Raw genomic sequence first — 16,804 nt, 5'->3', positions numbered from 1 at the left:
CCTCATGATCGACACGGTCTGGTACGTCGCGTACGGCTCGAACATGCACGCCGCCCGGCTGGCGTGGTACATCGGCGGCGGCTGCCCGCCCGGCGGCCGGCGGACGTACCCGGGTTGCCGCGACCCCCGCCCACCGAGCCGGTCGGCATCGGTGTGGCTGCCGGGCGGGATCTACTTCGCCGGCGAGTCCGGCGCCTGGACCGGTGGGATGGCGTTCTACGACCCGCAGTTGCCGGGCGAGGCTGCCGCGCGGGCCTACCTGGTCAGCATCGAGCAGTTCACCGACATCGCCGCCCAGGAGATGTACCGCCCGACCGACGACACCGCCGACCTCGTCCCGGCTACCGGCGCGGCAATCGACGCGGCGGTGGCCCACGGGCGGGCGACGCTCGGCCCGGGGCGCTACGAGACCCTGATCTGCCCCGGCCGGCGTGCCGGCGTCCCGCTGCTCACCTTCACCGCCCCCGAGTCGGCGTCGGCCGTGCGATGCCGCCCACCGGCGCCGGCCTACCTGGGCATGATCGCCCGAGGGCTGCGTGAGTCACACGGCTGGCCGGCCGAGCGGATCGCCGACTACCTGGCGCAGCGCCCCGGAGTCGCGGGAGGCTGGCCGCCCGACGCGGTCACGACCCTGGTCGCCGACGCGCTCGCCGCAGCCGCGCCGGTCACCGCCGACGTGCTCAGCTCAGCCGAGCAGGAACTCGCGTAGCGCGGGGGCGAGCGTGGCGGGCGGCACGTCGTGGTGGCCGCCGTCGAGACTGATGGATCGGCCACCGGGAATCGCCTCGGCGGTGGCCGAGCTCGCGTCCCGCAGCCACCGTGGACTGCCGGTGCTGTCCACAGTGAGCGTCGGGGTGGTGATCGTCCCCAGCCGGTCGGCAGGGAATGAACCTCCGGCGCTCACCAGCGCGTCGTACGGCAGAGTGTGCGCGATCGCGGCCAGTGAAGCCCACATCGGCTGCGCCCGCATCCCGGCGACCGCCTCGGCCGGCAGACCCACCGAGTCCACGAGGAACGTCTCCACCGCGCCGTCCCGGTCACCGGCCGCGATCAGCTCGCCGAGTCGCGCCGAGATGTCCTCCCGGATGCCCACGTGCGGGCCCACCTGGAAGGGCGGCTCGAACAGGATCAGCCCGGTCAGCGGCAGGCCCTGCGCGGCCGCGAGGGCGGCCAGGATCGCGCCGGACGAGATCCCGTAGAGGGCGGCGCTGCCACCTACCGCGTCGACCACGGCCGCCAGATCCTCGATCTCCCGATCGACCGCGTACGGCGCCGTGTCGCCGCTGTGGCCCCGCCCCCGGCGGTCGTAGCCGACGGCGGTGAAATCCGGTGCCAGCGCATCGCCCAACGCCCGGGTCGTGCCGCGGTCGTTGAACGCGCCGCCCACCAGGATGATCGCCGGCCCGGCCCCGGACCGCTCGTACGCGATCGGCGTGCCGTCCGCCGATCGCACCTGCTCCACAGTCGGAGCTGTTCCGCTCACGATGCCGCCTCCATCCTCGCCGCCGGCCGTCTCGTCCTTTCTAGACCATAGGCCGGACGATCTCCGGCAGGTCGACATCGACCAGCCGCTCTGCCGGGGGTTTCCGGGCAGGCGGCATATCCGCAGCTCTGGCGGGGTCGCCCGCCCCGTCCGCTCGGATTCGCCGCCCGGCTCGACCGACAGGCGTCCGGATGAGAGGCTGTCGAGGCGGGCGGCGATTCCCCACCGCCGCCATTCGCGACCGACCCTTCCGACGGCGTCGGTCGGCGGCCCGGTCGACCCACAGGCCGGGCACCGCACGCGCCGATTCTCACGAGGAGTTCCATGTCCATACCCGGGATGCGTCGGGCCGCTGTCGGCCTGACCGCGCTCGCGGTGGCAGCGCTCGGCGCGGTCGCCACCACCCCCGAGCAGGCCGACGCGCGACCGAAGCCTGTCGACGTCACCCTGCTGGCGCTCAACGACTTTCACGGCAACCTCGAACCGCCGAGCGGGAGCAGCGGCACCATCGCCGGGCAGACCGCGGGCGGTGTCGAATACCTCGCGACCCACCTGGCCGAGCTGCGCGCCGCCGCCAAGAAGAAGAACACCATCACTGTCGCCGCCGGTGACCTGATCGGCGCGTCTCCGCTGCTCTCCGCGGCGTTCCACGACGAGCCGACAATCGAGGCGCTGAGCATGGCCGGGCTGGACTACGCCAGCGTCGGCAACCACGAGTTCGACGAGGGCGCCGCCGAGCTGCTGCGGATCCAGAACGGTGGCTGCCACCCGGTGGACGGCTGCGCCGACGGCACCCCGTACGGGGGCGCCGGCTTCCAGTACCTGTCCGCGAACGCCTTCAAGACCGCGACCGGCAGGCCGCTGATGGCGCCGTACGCGATCCACAAGGTGCAGGGCGTCAAGGTCGGTTTCATCGGGATGACCCTGGAGGGGACCCCGCAGATCGTCAGCCAGCAGGGCGTCGCGGGCCTCACCTTCACCGACGAGGCGGAGACCGCCAACCGGTACGCCCGCGAGCTGCGCCGCAAGGGCGTGCAGACGATTGTCGTGCTGCTGCACGAGGGCGGCGCCCAGGCGGCGACCGGCGGCATCAACGACTGCGTCGGCATGACCGGGCCCATCGTGGACATCGCCAACCGGATGGACCCGTCGATCGACGTGGTGGTCAGCGGCCACACCCACCAGGCGTACAACTGCAACATCAACGGCAAGCTGGTCACCAGCGCCAGCTCGTTCGGCCGCCTCGTCACCGACATCGACCTGAAGATCGACCGTCGGACCGGCGACGTGATCTCCGCTGCCGCCAACAACGTCGTCGTCACCAGGGACGTGGCGAAGGACCCGAAGCAGACCGCGCTCATCGACCGCTACAAGACGGTGCTCGGCCCGGTCGCCGACCGGCAGGTCGGCGTGACAAGCCAGGCGCTCACCAAGACCCAGGAAACCCTCTTCGGTACGACGCTGGGCGAGTCCCCGCTGGGCAACGTGATCGCTGACGCGCAGCTCGCCGCCACCGACGCCGAGCAGGGCGCTGTCGCCGCCTTCATGAACCCGGGCGGGGTCCGGGCCGACCTGGACGCCGGCCCGGTCACCTACGAGGAGGCGTTCACGGTGCAGCCGTTCGCCAACAACCTGGTGACGTTGGACCTCACCGGCGCGCAGCTCTACTGCGTCCTGGAGCAGCAGTTCGTCACCGGCCGGACGCTGTATCCGTCCTCCACGGTGGGCTACGTCGTCGACCCGGCCGGCACCACCGGCACCGCGGCCGACCCGTGCGCCGGCACGCGCGTTGTGCGGGGCAGCCTCACCATCGGTGGCACCGTCGTCGACACCGCCGCCACCTACCGGGTGACTGTGAACAACTTCCTCTCCGGGGGCGGCGACGGCTTCAGCGCCCTCACCGCAGGAACCAACCAGGTCACCGGCCAGATCGACCTGGACGCGTTCGTGGCGTACCTGACCGCGCAGTCGCCGATCTCCGCCCCGGCGCTCGACCGCATCCGTACCACCGCCGAGGTCCCCGCCGCCTGACGGCGTACCCCGCGACGATCGGGCCCCGGAGCACCCGCTCCGGGGCCCGACCCGTCCCCGGCGCACTGCCCGTCCCCGGCGCCGTTCCCCGCGTTGGGGTGGGCGGTGAGGTCGGTGAGGAATGTCCGCCCCGGCATCCTGGTGTCGCTTTCCCCGCGGTTGGATACGGCGCCGGCCAGGACGGTGCGTGGTCGAGTCAGGCGGGGGTGGGCGTCTGGGCGGGGTGATCGTCGGACGACCGTCCTGGTCGACGGTGAGCAGCCGGCGCAGGGACAGCGCGATGAGCGAGGCCACCAGGCAGCCACCGACCACCACCGCGACCCAGACCATGCCGTTGGCCGCGCCGAGGAGCGGGCCGGCGGTCACCGGGCCGATGACACCGCTGATTCCGAAGATCATCGAACTCATGGCGTTGTACCGGCCACGCAGCTCATCGGTGGCCAGAGCGTTGGTCAGCGCCGGCATCACCGGCGACAGCAGCGTCTCGCCGAGGCCGAAGATCGCCGAGCAGGCCACCACGCACAGGGCGGCCACCAGGGCGTTTTCGGTGCTGATCACGCCGGCGACGCCGAGGACGAGCCAGGCGACGGCGAACACCGCCCCGACCACGGCGAGCGCGCCGGTGCGGCTGCGCCCCTCGATGCGGCGGATCACCAGCAGTTGGGCGAGCACGATCATCACCGTGTTGGCCGCGAGCGCCCAGGCCACCACCTGAGGGTTCACCTCGGCCACGCGCACGGCGTACGCGGCGAAGCCAACCTCGACCTGGGCGTACCCACAGGTGGTGAGGACCAGGCCGAAGATCACGAGCCGGCGGAACGGACGGTCCCGGAGCACGGTCAGGTAGCCGCCGCTCGACGGGCCGTCGCCGGCAGAGCGGTGGCCGAGTCGGTTGCCGACGCCCGGCAGGGTCAACAGGATCAGGGCCGGCATCAGGTAGCTGACCGCATCCAGCAGGTAGATCGTCTGGAAGGTGCCGGGTCGTGCCGTGTCGACGATCGCGCCAGAGGCCATGCCGCCGATGCCGATGCCGAGGTTGAGCAGCGCGAAGTTCAGCCCGAAGATCCGTTGCCGCTCACCGTCGTCGGTCAGCGAGGCGAGGATGGTGTTCTGCCCGGACCAGATCGCAGAGCTGCCGACGGCCACCACAGTCATCACGAGCAGCGCCGAGTTGGTCGAGTGGACAAGCGCCAGCGAGCCGGTGCCCACCGCCTCGATCAACAGGCACGGCAACACCACCCGGCGTGCGCCAAACCGGTCGATAAGCGTCCCACCCAGCGGCGACAGCGCCAGGGTGACGACGCCGTACCAGCCGATCACCAGACCGGCGCGTGTGTCGGTGAGCCCTCGCACGTCGGTCAGGTAGATGAACAGGAACGGCAGGGTCAGGCCCCGCCCGATCGCCGACAGCAGGGTGCCGAGGAGGATCCAACGGGCTTCCCGACGACGGGGCAGGGCTCGACGCAGCATGTCCAGCATTCTGTTCGGTGGGTGTGACCAGACGCGAACCAGTTAGCGGCCCCGGTGAGCGAGGCCACGGCAGTCAGCACCGCTGCCGGCGCCGGGGCGTGCGGCGGCTGTCGGTGTGCTCTGCCATGCTGGCCCGGTGAGCGTGACCTGGCGGCACCTGCCCGCATCGGCCCGTGAGATCGCCAACGCGGCCGGCGAGGCCGTCGCCGCCGCCCAGGGGCGCGACCCCACGGCGTACGAGGCGGCGGTCGACCGGCTCACCGGCGCCGACCGCTCCGGCCTGGTGCTCGGCGTCGTGGTTCGGTTGCTGCTCGAGGAGACCCATCCGGACGGGCTGGACGGTGACGACGTCCGCCAGGTGTTGGAACGCTGCGTACGCTCGGCCGCCGCCTGGCGACCGGAGGTCGACCCGCACGTGATGCTGGTGCTTCTCGCCGGGGCGCTCGGCGTGTACGACCCGGGCGACGACGACAACCCTCCCGGGCCGGCGGCGGTTGCGCGACATGCGCCGCTGCTCGTCGCCGACCTGGTGTCGTCCGCCGGCCGGTCGCTCGACGGCTACCTGGCCGCCGCGTTCGTCGAGATCGAGCGCACCGAGCGGCAGGACTGAGTCCAGCACCGGCCCATCGAGGGCACGTTCGCCCGCCCGCTCTGATCCATAGCTTCGGCGAGGCGGTCCGGGCTCGTGCGTTGCAATGTCGGCACCGGCCTCTCCTCGTCTAGGGCTGGACGTCGTTGGAAAGGTTGATCCGGATCCCCGTGTTGCGGTATCCGTTGCGACGGAAAGCGGCCGCCATCGGCGCGTTGCCCATGTCGGTTGTGGCGGTGATGCGCGACTCCCCGTTGGTCGCGTGAAGACGGGTGATCTCGGCGAGCACCTCGTCCACGTAGCCGCGCCCGCGGAACTCCGGCACCACCCCGAGATAGCCGACGTTCACGTTGTACGGGGTCGCGGAGGGAATCGCCATGCCCGCCACCTCGCCCTCGCGCGTGTAGGCGATCCGCCACCACTCCCGCTTGCCCGGCGCCCCGAGATAGAAGTCCATCTCCTCGCGCACGGTCGCGTCCACGCCCTTGGCGGCCAGGTTCGCACGGGTCTGGGCATCCAGGCTGCCGTCGGCGATTCTCCTGAACACCGCGAGAAACTCCTCGTCGGAGGCCTCGGTGAACCGCAGCCTGCCGGTTGCGGGGGGCACCCCGTCGGCGGGCGCCCACTCGAACTGCAGCCGCTCCACCTCGCGGGTGAGGCCCGCCGCATGCGCCGCCGCCCGCCGCCACTCCACGGCCGCGAAGGTGGCCGGATCGTCACGCCAGCCACCGGTGACGTTGATCATGTACTCCACCGGCTCCGGGAACCCGGCCAACGCGGCCCTGATCAGCTCGGCGGCGACGGCGGCACGGTCGCCCACGGCCGGATCCACGTCGAGGCAGTCGAGCGCGACCGGATGCGGGCTGCCCTTCGGCCCCCACCACAATGCCCGTCCCACGACCTGGCCGTCATGCTCGGCGATCCATGTCCATTCCGGCCGGTACATGTCCTCGGCCAGTTCGGCCAGGTAACGGTCGGCCGGGATCCACCCAACGGGCTCGGTCACGATCCACCGGGTCAGGTGGTCGAGGTCCGCAGGGGCGGTAGCGCGGTAGGAGATCACGTGCAGAGGCTAGCGAAGCTCAGCACCATGATTCGCGCGGGCCGAGGGGCTCGTCTCGCTCGGCTACAGCAAGGCTCCAGTGCCTGCGGCTCAAGTCCCTGGGGACCAACGAGGTGGCGCGGGTCATGCCACGCTGAACCGGTACACGCACGCCTTCGAGGTCGGCGCGCAGAAGATCCGGGACTCGTTCGCTGACTTTCGAGGCTGACGAGGACGAGGAGCGCCGATTAGGTGGCGGCGGTCTGAGGTGATGGGGAAGAGCGCCAGGGGAATGACAGAAGGCCAGGTGAGAGACGATCTCACCTGGCCTTCTGGCCTCTGGTCGGGGTGGCCGGATTCGAACCGACGACCTCTTCGTCCCGAACGAAGCGCGCTACCAAGCTGCGCCACACCCCGAGGCGTGCCGACAAATAGTAGCCCACCCGCCCCGATGGTCAAACTCGGTACCCCGCCGCTTGGCGCGGCCGCGCCGCGCGCGGACCCGCGCCGCGCGCGGACCCGCGCCGCGCCCGGACCCGCGCCGCGCCCGGACCCGCGCCGCGCCCGGACCCGCCCCGCGCGCTGCGCCCAAGATCCGCACAACTTCCGCGATGTTGCTGCCTCACGGTGCCGCGAGGCAGCAACATCCCCGATGTTGCGCGGATCTTGGGCCGGGCGCCGGGCGCCGGGCGCGGGGCGCGGGGCGCCGGGCGCGGGGCCGGGCGCGGGGCCGGGCGCGGGGCCGGCACCGGCGCGACGAGCAGGGGTCAGCGGGGGATGAGGGTCAGGATGCTGGCCTCCGGGGGGCAGGCGAAGCGGATCGGGGCGGTCGGGTGGGTGCCGAGGCCGGCGGAGACGTGCAGCCAGGAGTCCGACCCCGGCCACCGGTGCAGTCCGCGCGCCATCGAGCGGGGCAGGCCGCAGTTGGTCACCAGCGCCCCGTACCCGGGGACGCAGACCTGCCCGCCGTGGGTGTGCCCGGCCAGCAGGAGGCCGAAGCCGTCGGCGGCCATCTGGTCGAGCACCCGTGGCTCGGGGGAGTGCGTCAGCGCGATGGACAGGTCGGCCGAGGACGAGACCCCGCCGGCCACCGCCGGGTAGTCGTCCCGGTCGATGTGGGGGTCGTCCACGCCGACCAGGTCGAGTTGCCGGCCGCCCGCCTTGAGGGTGGTCCGGGCGTTGTTGAGGTCCGCCCAGCCGGCGCCTGTGAACACCTGGCGCAGCTCCTCGTAGGGCAGGTCGACGCCCTCGGTGTACTCCCGGTCGGGCAGGAAGTAGGTGAACGGGTTCTTCAACACCGGCCCGGTGTAGTCGTTGGAGCCGAACACGAACGCGCCGGGGTAGTCCAGCAGCGGTTGCAGCGCCCGCAGCACGCCCGGCACCGCGCCCGGGTGCGCCATGTTGTCGCCGGTCACCACGACCAGGTCCGGGTCGAGGGCGGCCAGCGACGCCACCCAGCGCTGCTTGCGCGCCTGGTCGGGCATCATGTGCAGGTCCGACAGGTGCAGCACGCGCAGCGGCTCCGCGTCGGCCGGCAGCATCGGCACGTCGTACCGCCGGAGGGTGAACATGTTGCGCTCGACGAGCGACGCGTACGCGAGCGTGGTCGCGCCGACCGCGGCGGTTCCGGCGGCGAGGCGGAATAGTGTGCGCTTTCGCATGGCGTTCAGGGTAGTTTGACCGTCCATGAGCACGCTGAAGGACCGCCTCACCACCGACATGCGTTCCGCCCTCAAGGCGCGCGACGAGTTGACCACCTCCACGCTGCGGATGGCCCTGGCTGCCGTCGGCACCGCCGAGGTGGCCGGCAAGGCCAAGCGCGAGCTCACCGACGACGAGGTGCTCGCGGTGTTGACCAAGGAGGCCAAGAAGCGCCGGGAGGCGGCCACCGCCTTCGCCGACGCGGGCCGCGCCGAGCAGGCCGCGAAGGAGACCGCCGAGGGTGAGGTGCTGGACCGTTACCTGCCCAGGCAGCTCTCCGACGCCGAGCTGACCGAGCTGGTCGCGGGGGCGCTCGCCGCGGGCGGCTTCACCGGCAAGGCCCAGATGGGCCCGGCCATGAAGGCGGCCCAGGCCGCGGTGGCCGGCCAGGCCGAGGGTGGTCGGGTGGCCGCCGAGGTACGCCGACAGCTCGGCCTCTGACACGCCGGCCCCGCCGCAGCGGTTCACCTGCGGACAAGTCAGCAGCGCCGTTCCGGCCCGACGAAACGGGCGGGCACCCGCAGTGGGTGCCCGCCCGTTTCGTGTGTCCTGCGTGTCGGCTCAGCCGTTGGGCCGGCCGGGCGGTTTCGGCTTGTTGGTGCCCGGCGGAGCGCCGCCGCCGGTGCTGATCTGGATGGTGACGATACCGCCCTTGATCGTGCGCCCGTCCGGGCTGGTGCCGGCGGCGGTGCCCGCCGGGCAGGTGGACGGCACCTTCGTCTCGGAGACGATCGGCTCGAAGCCGGCACCCTTGATCCGGGACTTCGCGGTGTCCACCGGCTGGCACTTCACGTCGGGGATGCTGCGCTGGTCACCCTCGGAGATCTTCTGGCCCGGCGGCTCGAACTTGATCCGCGGCTTGCCCTTCATGGCGTCCCGCAGCGTCTCGTACACCGGCGGGTTGATGCCGTCCTTCTGCTCGTGCTTCATCTTGACGTTTGTCTGCGGCCAGTCCGGGTCGGCCATGATGCCGGCCACCGCGTACTGCTTGGTCATCGCGACCAGGGCGGCGGTCTTCTCCGAGTCGGTGGTGCCGGACTTGCCGGCCACCGGCGCGTCGACGATGCCCTTCACCACACCGGCGGTACGGCTGCTGCCGCACTTGCTGGTCGTGGAGTTGTCGCCGACCGGGCAGCGGGCGGCGTCCACGGCGGCGCGGGCCACGTCGGTGCTGAACCGCTTCTCGCAGCGCGGGTTGGCGATGTCCAGCTTCTTGCCGTCCGGGTCGCGGATCTCCTGCACCGGGATCGGTTCGCAGTACTTGCCGTCGGCCGCGAGCGTCGCGTATGCGTTTGCCAGGTCCAGCGGAGTGGTGGAGGAGACGCCCAGGGTGAAGGCGCCCCACTGGTGGGCGGCGTCCTTGGTGGCGGCGAACTTGGCGTCGTTGCTGGCCCGGAACTGGATGCCGGCCCGCTTGGCGACGTCGACCACGTTCTCGGCGCCGACCTGCTGCTGCAGCGGCACGAAGTAGGTGTTGATCGACTGGGCGAAGGCGGTCCACATGTTCTGCACACCGCCGGCCTTCTGGCCGGAGTTGGTCGGGCAGTAGAAGTGGGTGCCGGGGCAGGCGGCCTCGCTGCTGCTGTCGATGATGTATTCCGACTTGAACTGCTGCGGCGCGTTGAACGAGTAGCTGAGCGGGATGCCCTTCTCCAGCGCGGCGACGATGGTGAAGATCTTGAAGGTCGAGCCGGCCTGGTAGCCGGCGATGCCGTCGCCGCCGCTGAGCAGCGGGTTGACAGTCGCCGGGTAGTTGCCCTTGATGCCCCGCCGGCTCTTCGCCGGGTCGCTGGAGATCTTGTTCTTCGGGTTCTTCGGGTCGTCCAGCTTGAACTGCCTGTTGACCGCGAGTGCCCGCACCCGGCCGGTCCCCGGCTCCACCACGGCGACCATGGCGGCTTCCTTGCTGGTCTCCTTCTTGGCCTTGCGGACCGCCTTGTCCGCGCCCTTCTGTGCCTGGATGTCGATGGAGGTCACGACGGTGTAGCCGCCGCTCTTCAGCCGGCGCTCCCGGTCGTACCTGGTCGAGCCGAACGTCTCCTGATCCATCCACCAGCGGTAGAAGTAGTCGCAGAAGAAGCCCCAGCTGTTGATGTTGGTGGAGACGCAGCCGTTCGGGGTGCGCTTGTCCTGCACCTTCAGCTTGACGGCCTTGGCGGCGTCGGCCTCCTGCTGGGTGATGGCCTTGGTGTCGACCATGTTCTGGATGACGTAGTTACGCCGGTCCAGCGCGAGCGGATAGCCGCTCTTGGTGGTCGGGTCGTTCGTCGTCGGGGCCTTCACCATGCCGGCCAGCAGCGCGGCTTCCTCGATCTTCAGCTTGCTCGGCGGCTTGCCGAAGTAGACCTGGCTGGCGGCGTAGATGCCGTACGCGCCGTTGCCGAACGAGGCGAGGTTGAGGTAGCGGGTCAGGATCTCGTCCTTGGAGAACTCCTTGTCGACCTGCAGGGCCAGCCGCATCTCGCGGAGCTTGCGGGCGCTGGTGTCCTCGGTCGCCGCTACCACGTCGGCCGGGTGCGTGGCCGAGTAGGCGATGGCCAGCCGCACGTACTGCATGGTCAGCGTCGAGGCGCCCTGCCGGCCGGAGCCCTCGCTCTGGTTGTTGACGAACGCACGGGCGACACCGTTGATGTCGACGCCGTTGTGTTTGTAGAAGTCGTGATCCTCGGCCGCGATGATGGCCTTGATCATGTACGGCGAGATGTCCGGGAGCTTCACGTCGCGGCGGTTCTCGTCGTACATCGTCGCCAGTGGCGTCTTGCCGTCCGACGCCAGCAGGTAGCTGATCTGTGGCGCGCGTGCCACCGTCAGCTCCGTCGGCAGGTTGCCAAATGTCTCTGCGCCGGCCTTCGCGGCCAAGCCGGACATCGCCACCGCGGGGAAGGCCGCCGCAGCTACCACTACGCCAGCCAACAGGCCACATATGAGCAGCGATGCGGCGTTGGTCAGCACATTGTGGTCACGTTTCCGCATCCAGGTCACCTCGGCATGGTACGCGAGTAGGGAACGAGGGGCGCCTGGGAGTTCTTTCCCCATTTCCTGCGCGCGCTGCCCTCGTTGTGCTAAACGCATGACCCCCGGTATGAGGTTGCGTGTGACCTGGCGTGAGTCTTCACCGTTCGGCGGAGGCCCCGCAGCGTTTTCGCCGACCTCGGCGGGGTAACCGGCGGTCGAGAGCCCGGGAAGCCGGGAGTGTCCGGAATGATGGATTTCGCCGACAACGTTGCGTAATCAGTCGACTACAGAGCATGATGATGGCGGCGACAGCGCCACATGTCGTCCGCACCGCCTTGGGGAAGGCGGGCCGGGCGATCGGGGGGAAATTGCCGGCTGCCGTGCAACGAGGTCGGTAGGTACTGCAAGGGGGGACGAGTACACATGGGCATGATCACTGACTGGCCGTCGCTGGCGGCGTGTCAGAACGGGGACCCGGACGCGTTGTTCGTACAGGGCGCCGAACAGAACGTGGCGAAGCGGATCTGCCGGAGCTGCCCAGTTCGGTACGAGTGCCTGGCCGACGCGCTGGACAACCGGATCGAGTTCGGTGTGTGGGGCGGTATGACCGAACGCGAACGCCGGGCGTTGCTGCGTCGTCACCCCCAGGTGACGAGCTGGCGCAAGATGTTCGAGGCAGCGATGAAGAAGAACAGCAAGGACAAGGCTGGCAAGGACAAGATCCTCGTCAGCGCGGCAACCTGACGCCGGTCACGACCGGCTGATCGCCGCGCCGATCGTCCGCAGCCCGTCGACGTCGTGCACGTCGGCGGGCTGCGCCGTCACCGACACCGCAGGCACCGCCGGGAACGCCTCGGTGAACCGCGCGGCGACCTCCTGCTCGCGTACCGCCTGACGGGCCAGAGCGGCGTGCGCCCGCAGCAGGTCGGCGGTGGCCTCGTGCCCACCCAGCTCGGCCAGCCGCTCCGCGGCGGCCCCACTCTGCTCGGCGTCCAGCTGCGGGACCACGGGTCGGTGCACCCGGTTGAGCACCAGGCCGGCCAGCGGCATCTTCTCCTCCCGCAGCCGGCTCGCGAAGTAGGCGGCCTCCCGGACCGCATCCGGCTCCGGCGCCGCGACCAGCACGAAGGCCGTCTCCCGCGCCTGCAGGATGCGGTACGTCTGCTCGGCCCGCTGCCGGAAACCCCCGAACATCGAGTCGAGCGCGGCCACGAAGCCGGACAGGTCGGTGAGCAACTGTGCGCCGAGCACCTTCTGCACGACCTTCGAGAACATCCCGAACGAGGCCGTGACCAGGTTGAACATGCTCCGCCCGCCGCTGCGTGCCGGCGCCAGCAGCAGGCGCAGCATCCGGCCGTCGAGGAAGCGGGACAGCCGGGCCGGCGCGTCCAGGAAATCCAGCGCGGAGCGGGACGGCGGAGTGTCCACCACGATCAGGTCCCACTCGCCCCGGGCGTGCAGCTGGCCCAGTTTCTCCATCGCCATGTATTCCTGCGTGCCGGCGAAGGTCGAACTCATCGCCTGGTAGAACGGGTTCGCGAAGATCTCCGCGGCCTTCGTCGGGTCGGTGTGCTGGAGCACCACGTCGTCGAAGGTGCGCTTCATGTCCAGCATCATGGCGTGCAGCTCACCGCCGCTGGCCTCGACGTCGATCCCCTTGACCTGCCGGGGTGTGTTGTCCAGCTCGGTCAGGCCCAGTGACTGGGCCAGCCGGCGGGCCGGGTCGATGGTGAGCACCACCGTGCGCCGGCCGTGCTGCTCGGCGGCCCGCAGCGCCAGGGCCGCGGCAGTGGTCGTCTTACCCACCCCGCCGGCACCGCAGCACACGACGATCCGCACGCCAGGGTCGGCGAGGATCTGGTCGACGTCCAGCTGCGGCGCCGCGTCTTCGGAAGGCACCAATCGAGCGTATCGGGCCGCGTCGGTCCATGCGCCCGTGCTGAGCTCAGGTGTGAGTCAATCGGCGCTGACGAGGGCCCGGGCAAGTGTCGAGAGGCCCGTCCGGTCCACCCCGTCGGGCAGCAACGGCAGCTCGATCATCGGCAGCCCCAACTCCACCAGGTCGGCGCGGAGCGAATCCTCCAGTTCGCGCCGGATGAGCTGGTCCCGCGCCTCGTCGTGCAATCCGGCCACGATGTCCCGATCGGCCGGCAGCCCGGCGGCGACCAGGCCGCGCTCGAGTTCCGCGGCGGTGACCGCCGGACCGGCCGGCAGCGCGGGTCGGGCGCCGTTGACGATCACCTTTCCGATGCCGAAGCCGAGTGAGGTCAGATCGGCGATGGCGTCCACCGTCTCCTGCACCGGCATCTCCTCCAGCAGCGTGACCACGTGGACCGCGGTCATCGGGGAGCGCAGCAGCGCGGAGACACCCTCGCTCTGGGTCTTGATCGGGCCGACCTTGGCGAGCCGCGCCGTCTCGGCAGTGACGTTGAGGAAGCGGCCGATCCGACCGGTGGGCGGCGCATCCAGGACCACCGCGTCGTACGCGCGACGCTGCCCCGAGGTGCGGGTGGTGGCCTCCTTCACCTTGCCGGTGAGCAGCACGTCACGCAGACCCGGGGCGATGGTCGTGGCGAAGTCGATGGCACCGAGCTTGCGCAGGGCCCGGCCCGCCGCACCCAGCTTGTAGAACATGTCCAGGTACTCGAGCAACGCCTCCTCGGCGTCCACCGCGAGCGCGCGCACCGTACCGCCGTCCGGCGCGTCGGCGAGGTGCCTCTCCTCGTACGGCAGGGGGTCGATGCCGAAGAGTTGGGCGATGCCCTGCCGACCCTCGACCTCCACCAGCAGGGTGCGCCGACCACCGGCAGCCAACGCCAGGGCCAGCGCCGCCGCCACACTCGTCTTGCCGGTGCCGCCCTTCCCCGTCACGACGTGGAGACGGGCCGACCATCCGGTACCGGCCGGGTCGGACGGCCGCTCAGCTGCACGCACCCGTCGAGCCTATCCAGGCTCGCCGGTCACGCGACCTCGCAGACCCACCAACCCGTCTTCTGCACCACGGTGAAGCGCAGGTCCTGGTCGGCGACCTTCTCGTCGGCCGTGGTCATGGTGATGTGGGTGGAGACGGTGGCCCGGTCGCCGGTCTGGTTGTCGACCTTCGGGGTGGTCCACTTGAATCGGGGGTTCTGGTACTCGGAGGCGTACTTCTTCACCTCGGCCACCTTCGCCGCGATCTTCTTGTCGTCCCGCGAGGCGGCGCAGACGTGCTTGCCGGCCTTGGTCGCGTCCTGATCCTTGTAGACGGCGGTGAGGAACTCGTCGACGGCGACGGCCGGCTCCTTCGCGCCCTCGCCGGACTCGGCGTTGCGCAGGGTCAGGAACGCCACGACGCCGCCGCCCACGCAGAGCACCATGATCACGACCAGCGCGATGGCCGCGATCAACAGACCGCGCTTCTTCTTCGGCTCGACGGTGCCCTGGTACGGCGGGTAGCCGGGCGGCGGTGGCGGGATCGCGCCCGGAGGTGCCGGCGAGCCGGGCGGGCCTTCGGTCTGCGGGACACCAGAGGGCGGGGCGGGCTGGGTCGGTACGCCCGGCTGCGCGGGGAACGCCCCCGGCGCGGGCTGCCCGGGGAGGCCGGACTGCCCCGACTGGATGGGCTGGCCGGCAGGAGAGGGTGGGCCGGCAGGGGCGGGCTGGCTGGGCGCCCCGGGAAGGGCGGGCTGGGCGGACGGGCCGGGCGGTGTGGCGCTGGCCGGCTGACCGGGTGTGGCCGACGCTCCGGGTTGCTCCTGGCCGGTCGCCGCGTCGGACTCCCCCGAGGGGGCCGTCGGATTGGGCTGGACGGGGATCGACTGGCCGGAGGGCGTCGGGGGCTGGCCGGCGACCGTCGGGCCGGGCTGTCCGGGGATGGCCGACGTCTCGGGCTGACCGGCGGACTCCGGGTGTGCCGACGGAAGGGCGCGCGGGCCGGCCTGGTCGCCGCTGGGCGGTTGGGTCATCTCGTCCCCCGGGGGTGCGGCGCCCGGCCGCCACCCCTGGCGCCGAGCGAGATCGAGCGGGCGGCCGGGCGCTGTGCGACCGTCCGACCGGAAGGGTAGCGGCCAACCGTCGCGCCGGTGTCGCCCCTACCGCGCGCCGCACGGCATCGAGCGCATCACCCGGACGATGACAACCCTCGCAGTCGGGATTCCTACCGGCCATCTGTCATATATGTGACTCTCGGTGACTGATCGTGCGCGTCCTGTTGTCGGAGTCGCCGTTCTGGACCTACCTTCGTCCGGGCGGGGGGCCGGAACGGATGGATGGTCCGGACCGGAAGCGTGATCCGAGAGGTACGACCGGAGGCAGTTCATGCGCGACGCGGACAACATCCCTCGCACCCAGTTCCCGACAAACGACCGGCAGCGCCGGCCCGGGTCCGTGGGAGAGGTGGCCGGCGGGCCGTTCGGCAGCCTGCCCATCAACGAGCGGTCGTACCGCCGGGTTCCGGAGCCCCCGGAGGTGATCCGGTTGTCGAACCGGCCCGTCGAGCGGCCGCGGGACGACGACGAGGCCGGGTTCGTGATCCACCTGCCGATCCGGGTGCCCGACCTGGCCTCGGCGACCGCGCTGGCCGGTCGGGTCGCGGAGTCACTGGGCTTCCTGCCGGAGCTGGACGCCGGCGAGACCACGGTGTCCAACGCCGATGACCAGAACAACCGCCACCGGGTCTTCTGCGACCTGCTGCTGCCCGACCGGTCGCGCTGCCCCCAGGGGTACGAGCACGAGGGGCCCTGTGGGGAGCTGCCGGCCACGCCGGAGCAGCGTCCCGCGCCTCGTCCGGCCAGCGGACCGTAGGCTGTGCCCCGACGAAGTCCGCACCACGAGGGAGCCCTCCAGCGATGCAGAAGTGGGAATACTCCACGGTCCCTCTGCTGGTCCACGCGACCAAGCAGATCCTCGACAACTGGGGTGAGGACGGGTGGGAGCTCGTCGCCGTGGTCCCCGGTCCCAACCCGGACCAGCTGGTGGCGTACCTGAAGCGGCCCAAGGCGTGAGCGCGGGGAGTGCGGCGCAGCCGAGCCGCGCAGTCGCGAACCAGGGGGTGACGCGATGAGCAACGGTCCCCACGCGAAGCTCGCCGAGCTGGGTCTCGAACTGCCCGACGTGGTGCCGCCGGTGGCCAGCTACGTGCCGGCCGTGCAGTCCGGGCAGCACGTGTACGTCTCCGGCCAGCTGCCGATCGCCGAGGGCAAGCTGCTGGCGACCGGCAAGGTCGGTGCCGGCATCTCCGCCGAGCAGGCGAAGGACCTGGCCCAGCGGTGTGCGCTCAACGCGCTGGCGGCTGTCGACTCGCTTGTCGGCCTGGAGAACGTGATCAAGGTGGTCAAGTTGACCGGTTTCGTGGCGTCGGCCCCCGGTTTCGTCGGCCAGCCCGCCGTGATCAACGGCGCTTCCGACCTGTTCGGGACCGTTTTCGGTGAGGCTGGCCGCCACGCTCGCAGCGCCGTCGGGGTGGCCGAGCTGCCGCTGGACGCCCCGGTGGAGATCGAACTGATCGTCGAGGTCGCCTGACCGCACCGCCACCGTCCCGCGGTCGTGCGCCGCC

The 16,804-nt window shown here is 71.1% G+C and carries 15 protein-coding genes, 1 tRNA gene and 1 pseudogene; 8 read left to right on the top strand and 9 right to left on the bottom strand.

Features of this window, described 5'->3' with window-relative positions:
* Window positions 1-4: 4 nt before the first annotated feature.
* Window positions 5-709, top strand: a complete 705-nt coding sequence (locus tag AB0K10_RS23440) for a histone deacetylase (protein ID WP_363686683.1) — start codon at window positions 5-7, stop codon at window positions 707-709.
* Here the strand turns inward: AB0K10_RS23440 and AB0K10_RS23435 are convergent.
* Window positions 686-1,483, bottom strand: coding sequence for an alpha/beta hydrolase (locus AB0K10_RS23435; RefSeq protein WP_363686800.1), 798 nt, complete (start codon window positions 1,481-1,483; stop codon window positions 686-688). The genes AB0K10_RS23440 and AB0K10_RS23435 overlap by 24 nt on opposite strands.
* 324 nt (window positions 1,484-1,807) lie before the next feature.
* On the opposite strand from AB0K10_RS23435, the gene AB0K10_RS23430 reads away from it, so the two are divergent.
* Window positions 1,808-3,514, top strand: coding sequence for a bifunctional metallophosphatase/5'-nucleotidase (locus tag AB0K10_RS23430; RefSeq protein ID WP_363686681.1), 1,707 nt, complete (start codon window positions 1,808-1,810; stop codon window positions 3,512-3,514).
* Window positions 3,515-3,793: 279 nt separating this feature from the next.
* Here AB0K10_RS23430 and AB0K10_RS23425 read toward each other — a convergent pair.
* A pseudogene (locus AB0K10_RS23425) lies at window positions 3,794-4,984 on the bottom strand (MFS transporter); the annotation flags it as partial.
* Window positions 4,985-5,120: 136 nt separating this feature from the next.
* Between AB0K10_RS23425 and AB0K10_RS23420 the strand changes: the two are divergent.
* Window positions 5,121-5,594 (top strand): hypothetical protein, encoded by a 474-nt coding sequence (locus tag AB0K10_RS23420; protein WP_363686679.1) that lies wholly within the window; start codon window positions 5,121-5,123, stop codon window positions 5,592-5,594.
* 109 nt (window positions 5,595-5,703) lie between these two features.
* Here AB0K10_RS23420 and AB0K10_RS23415 read toward each other — a convergent pair whose 3' ends face one another.
* The 3 genes from AB0K10_RS23415 to AB0K10_RS23405 form a co-directional block, all read right to left on the bottom strand.
* Window positions 5,704-6,636, bottom strand: coding sequence for a GNAT family N-acetyltransferase (locus AB0K10_RS23415; RefSeq protein ID WP_363686677.1), 933 nt, complete (start codon window positions 6,634-6,636; stop codon window positions 5,704-5,706).
* A gap of 319 nt (window positions 6,637-6,955) precedes the next feature.
* A tRNA-Pro gene (locus AB0K10_RS23410) sits at window positions 6,956-7,032 on the bottom strand.
* 350 nt (window positions 7,033-7,382) lie between these two features.
* On the bottom strand, window positions 7,383-8,276 hold the full coding sequence (locus AB0K10_RS23405; RefSeq protein WP_363686675.1) for a metallophosphoesterase: 894 nt from the start codon (window positions 8,274-8,276) through the stop codon (window positions 7,383-7,385).
* A gap of 25 nt (window positions 8,277-8,301) precedes the next feature.
* Here AB0K10_RS23405 and AB0K10_RS23400 point away from each other — a divergent pair, with 25 nt between their 5' ends.
* Window positions 8,302-8,757, top strand: a complete 456-nt coding sequence (locus AB0K10_RS23400) for a GatB/YqeY domain-containing protein (protein WP_363686673.1) — start codon at window positions 8,302-8,304, stop codon at window positions 8,755-8,757.
* Window positions 8,758-8,877: 120 nt separating this feature from the next.
* Here AB0K10_RS23400 and AB0K10_RS23395 read toward each other — a convergent pair whose 3' ends face one another.
* Window positions 8,878-11,289, bottom strand: a complete 2,412-nt coding sequence (locus tag AB0K10_RS23395; protein ID WP_363686790.1) for a transglycosylase domain-containing protein — start codon at window positions 11,287-11,289, stop codon at window positions 8,878-8,880.
* A 405-nt stretch (window positions 11,290-11,694) separates the two neighbouring features.
* On the opposite strand from AB0K10_RS23395, the gene AB0K10_RS23390 reads away from it, so the two are divergent.
* Window positions 11,695-12,015, top strand: coding sequence for a WhiB family transcriptional regulator (locus AB0K10_RS23390; RefSeq protein WP_007466209.1), 321 nt, complete (start codon window positions 11,695-11,697; stop codon window positions 12,013-12,015).
* A gap of 6 nt (window positions 12,016-12,021) precedes the next feature.
* Here AB0K10_RS23390 and AB0K10_RS23385 read toward each other — a convergent pair whose 3' ends face one another.
* From AB0K10_RS23385 to AB0K10_RS23375, 3 genes are read right to left on the bottom strand one after another with little or no spacing between them, the layout of a single operon-like run.
* Window positions 12,022-13,173: an ArsA-related P-loop ATPase gene (locus AB0K10_RS23385; RefSeq protein WP_363686670.1), complete on the bottom strand. Its 1,152-nt coding sequence runs from the start codon at window positions 13,171-13,173 to the stop codon at window positions 12,022-12,024.
* Window positions 13,174-13,227: 54 nt separating this feature from the next.
* Window positions 13,228-14,205, bottom strand: a complete 978-nt coding sequence (locus AB0K10_RS23380; protein WP_363686668.1) for an ArsA-related P-loop ATPase — start codon at window positions 14,203-14,205, stop codon at window positions 13,228-13,230.
* A gap of 26 nt (window positions 14,206-14,231) precedes the next feature.
* Window positions 14,232-14,870: a hypothetical protein gene (locus tag AB0K10_RS23375; protein ID WP_363686788.1), complete on the bottom strand. Its 639-nt coding sequence runs from the start codon at window positions 14,868-14,870 to the stop codon at window positions 14,232-14,234.
* A 697-nt stretch (window positions 14,871-15,567) separates the two neighbouring features.
* Between AB0K10_RS23375 and AB0K10_RS23370 the strand changes: the two genes are divergently transcribed.
* From AB0K10_RS23370 to AB0K10_RS23360, 3 genes are read left to right on the top strand one after another with little or no spacing between them, the layout of a single operon-like run.
* Window positions 15,568-16,053 carry a hypothetical protein gene (locus tag AB0K10_RS23370; protein WP_363686666.1) on the top strand — a complete coding sequence of 162 codons (486 nt, stop codon included), beginning with the start codon at window positions 15,568-15,570 and terminating at the stop codon, window positions 16,051-16,053.
* Window positions 16,054-16,097: 44 nt separating this feature from the next.
* Window positions 16,098-16,253 carry a DUF4177 domain-containing protein gene (locus AB0K10_RS23365; RefSeq protein ID WP_007466198.1) on the top strand — a complete coding sequence of 52 codons (156 nt, stop codon included), beginning with the start codon at window positions 16,098-16,100 and terminating at the stop codon, window positions 16,251-16,253.
* Window positions 16,254-16,308: 55 nt separating this feature from the next.
* On the top strand, window positions 16,309-16,770 hold the full coding sequence (locus AB0K10_RS23360; protein ID WP_363686665.1) for a RidA family protein: 462 nt from the start codon (window positions 16,309-16,311) through the stop codon (window positions 16,768-16,770).
* Window positions 16,771-16,804 lie beyond the last annotated feature (34 nt).

Source organism: Micromonospora sp. NPDC049274, assembly GCF_040678875.1.
GTDB lineage: Bacteria > Actinomycetota > Actinomycetes > Mycobacteriales > Micromonosporaceae > Micromonospora.
The sequence above is the reverse complement of the archived record's forward strand: the minus strand, read 5'-3'. Positions and strand labels throughout refer to the sequence as shown.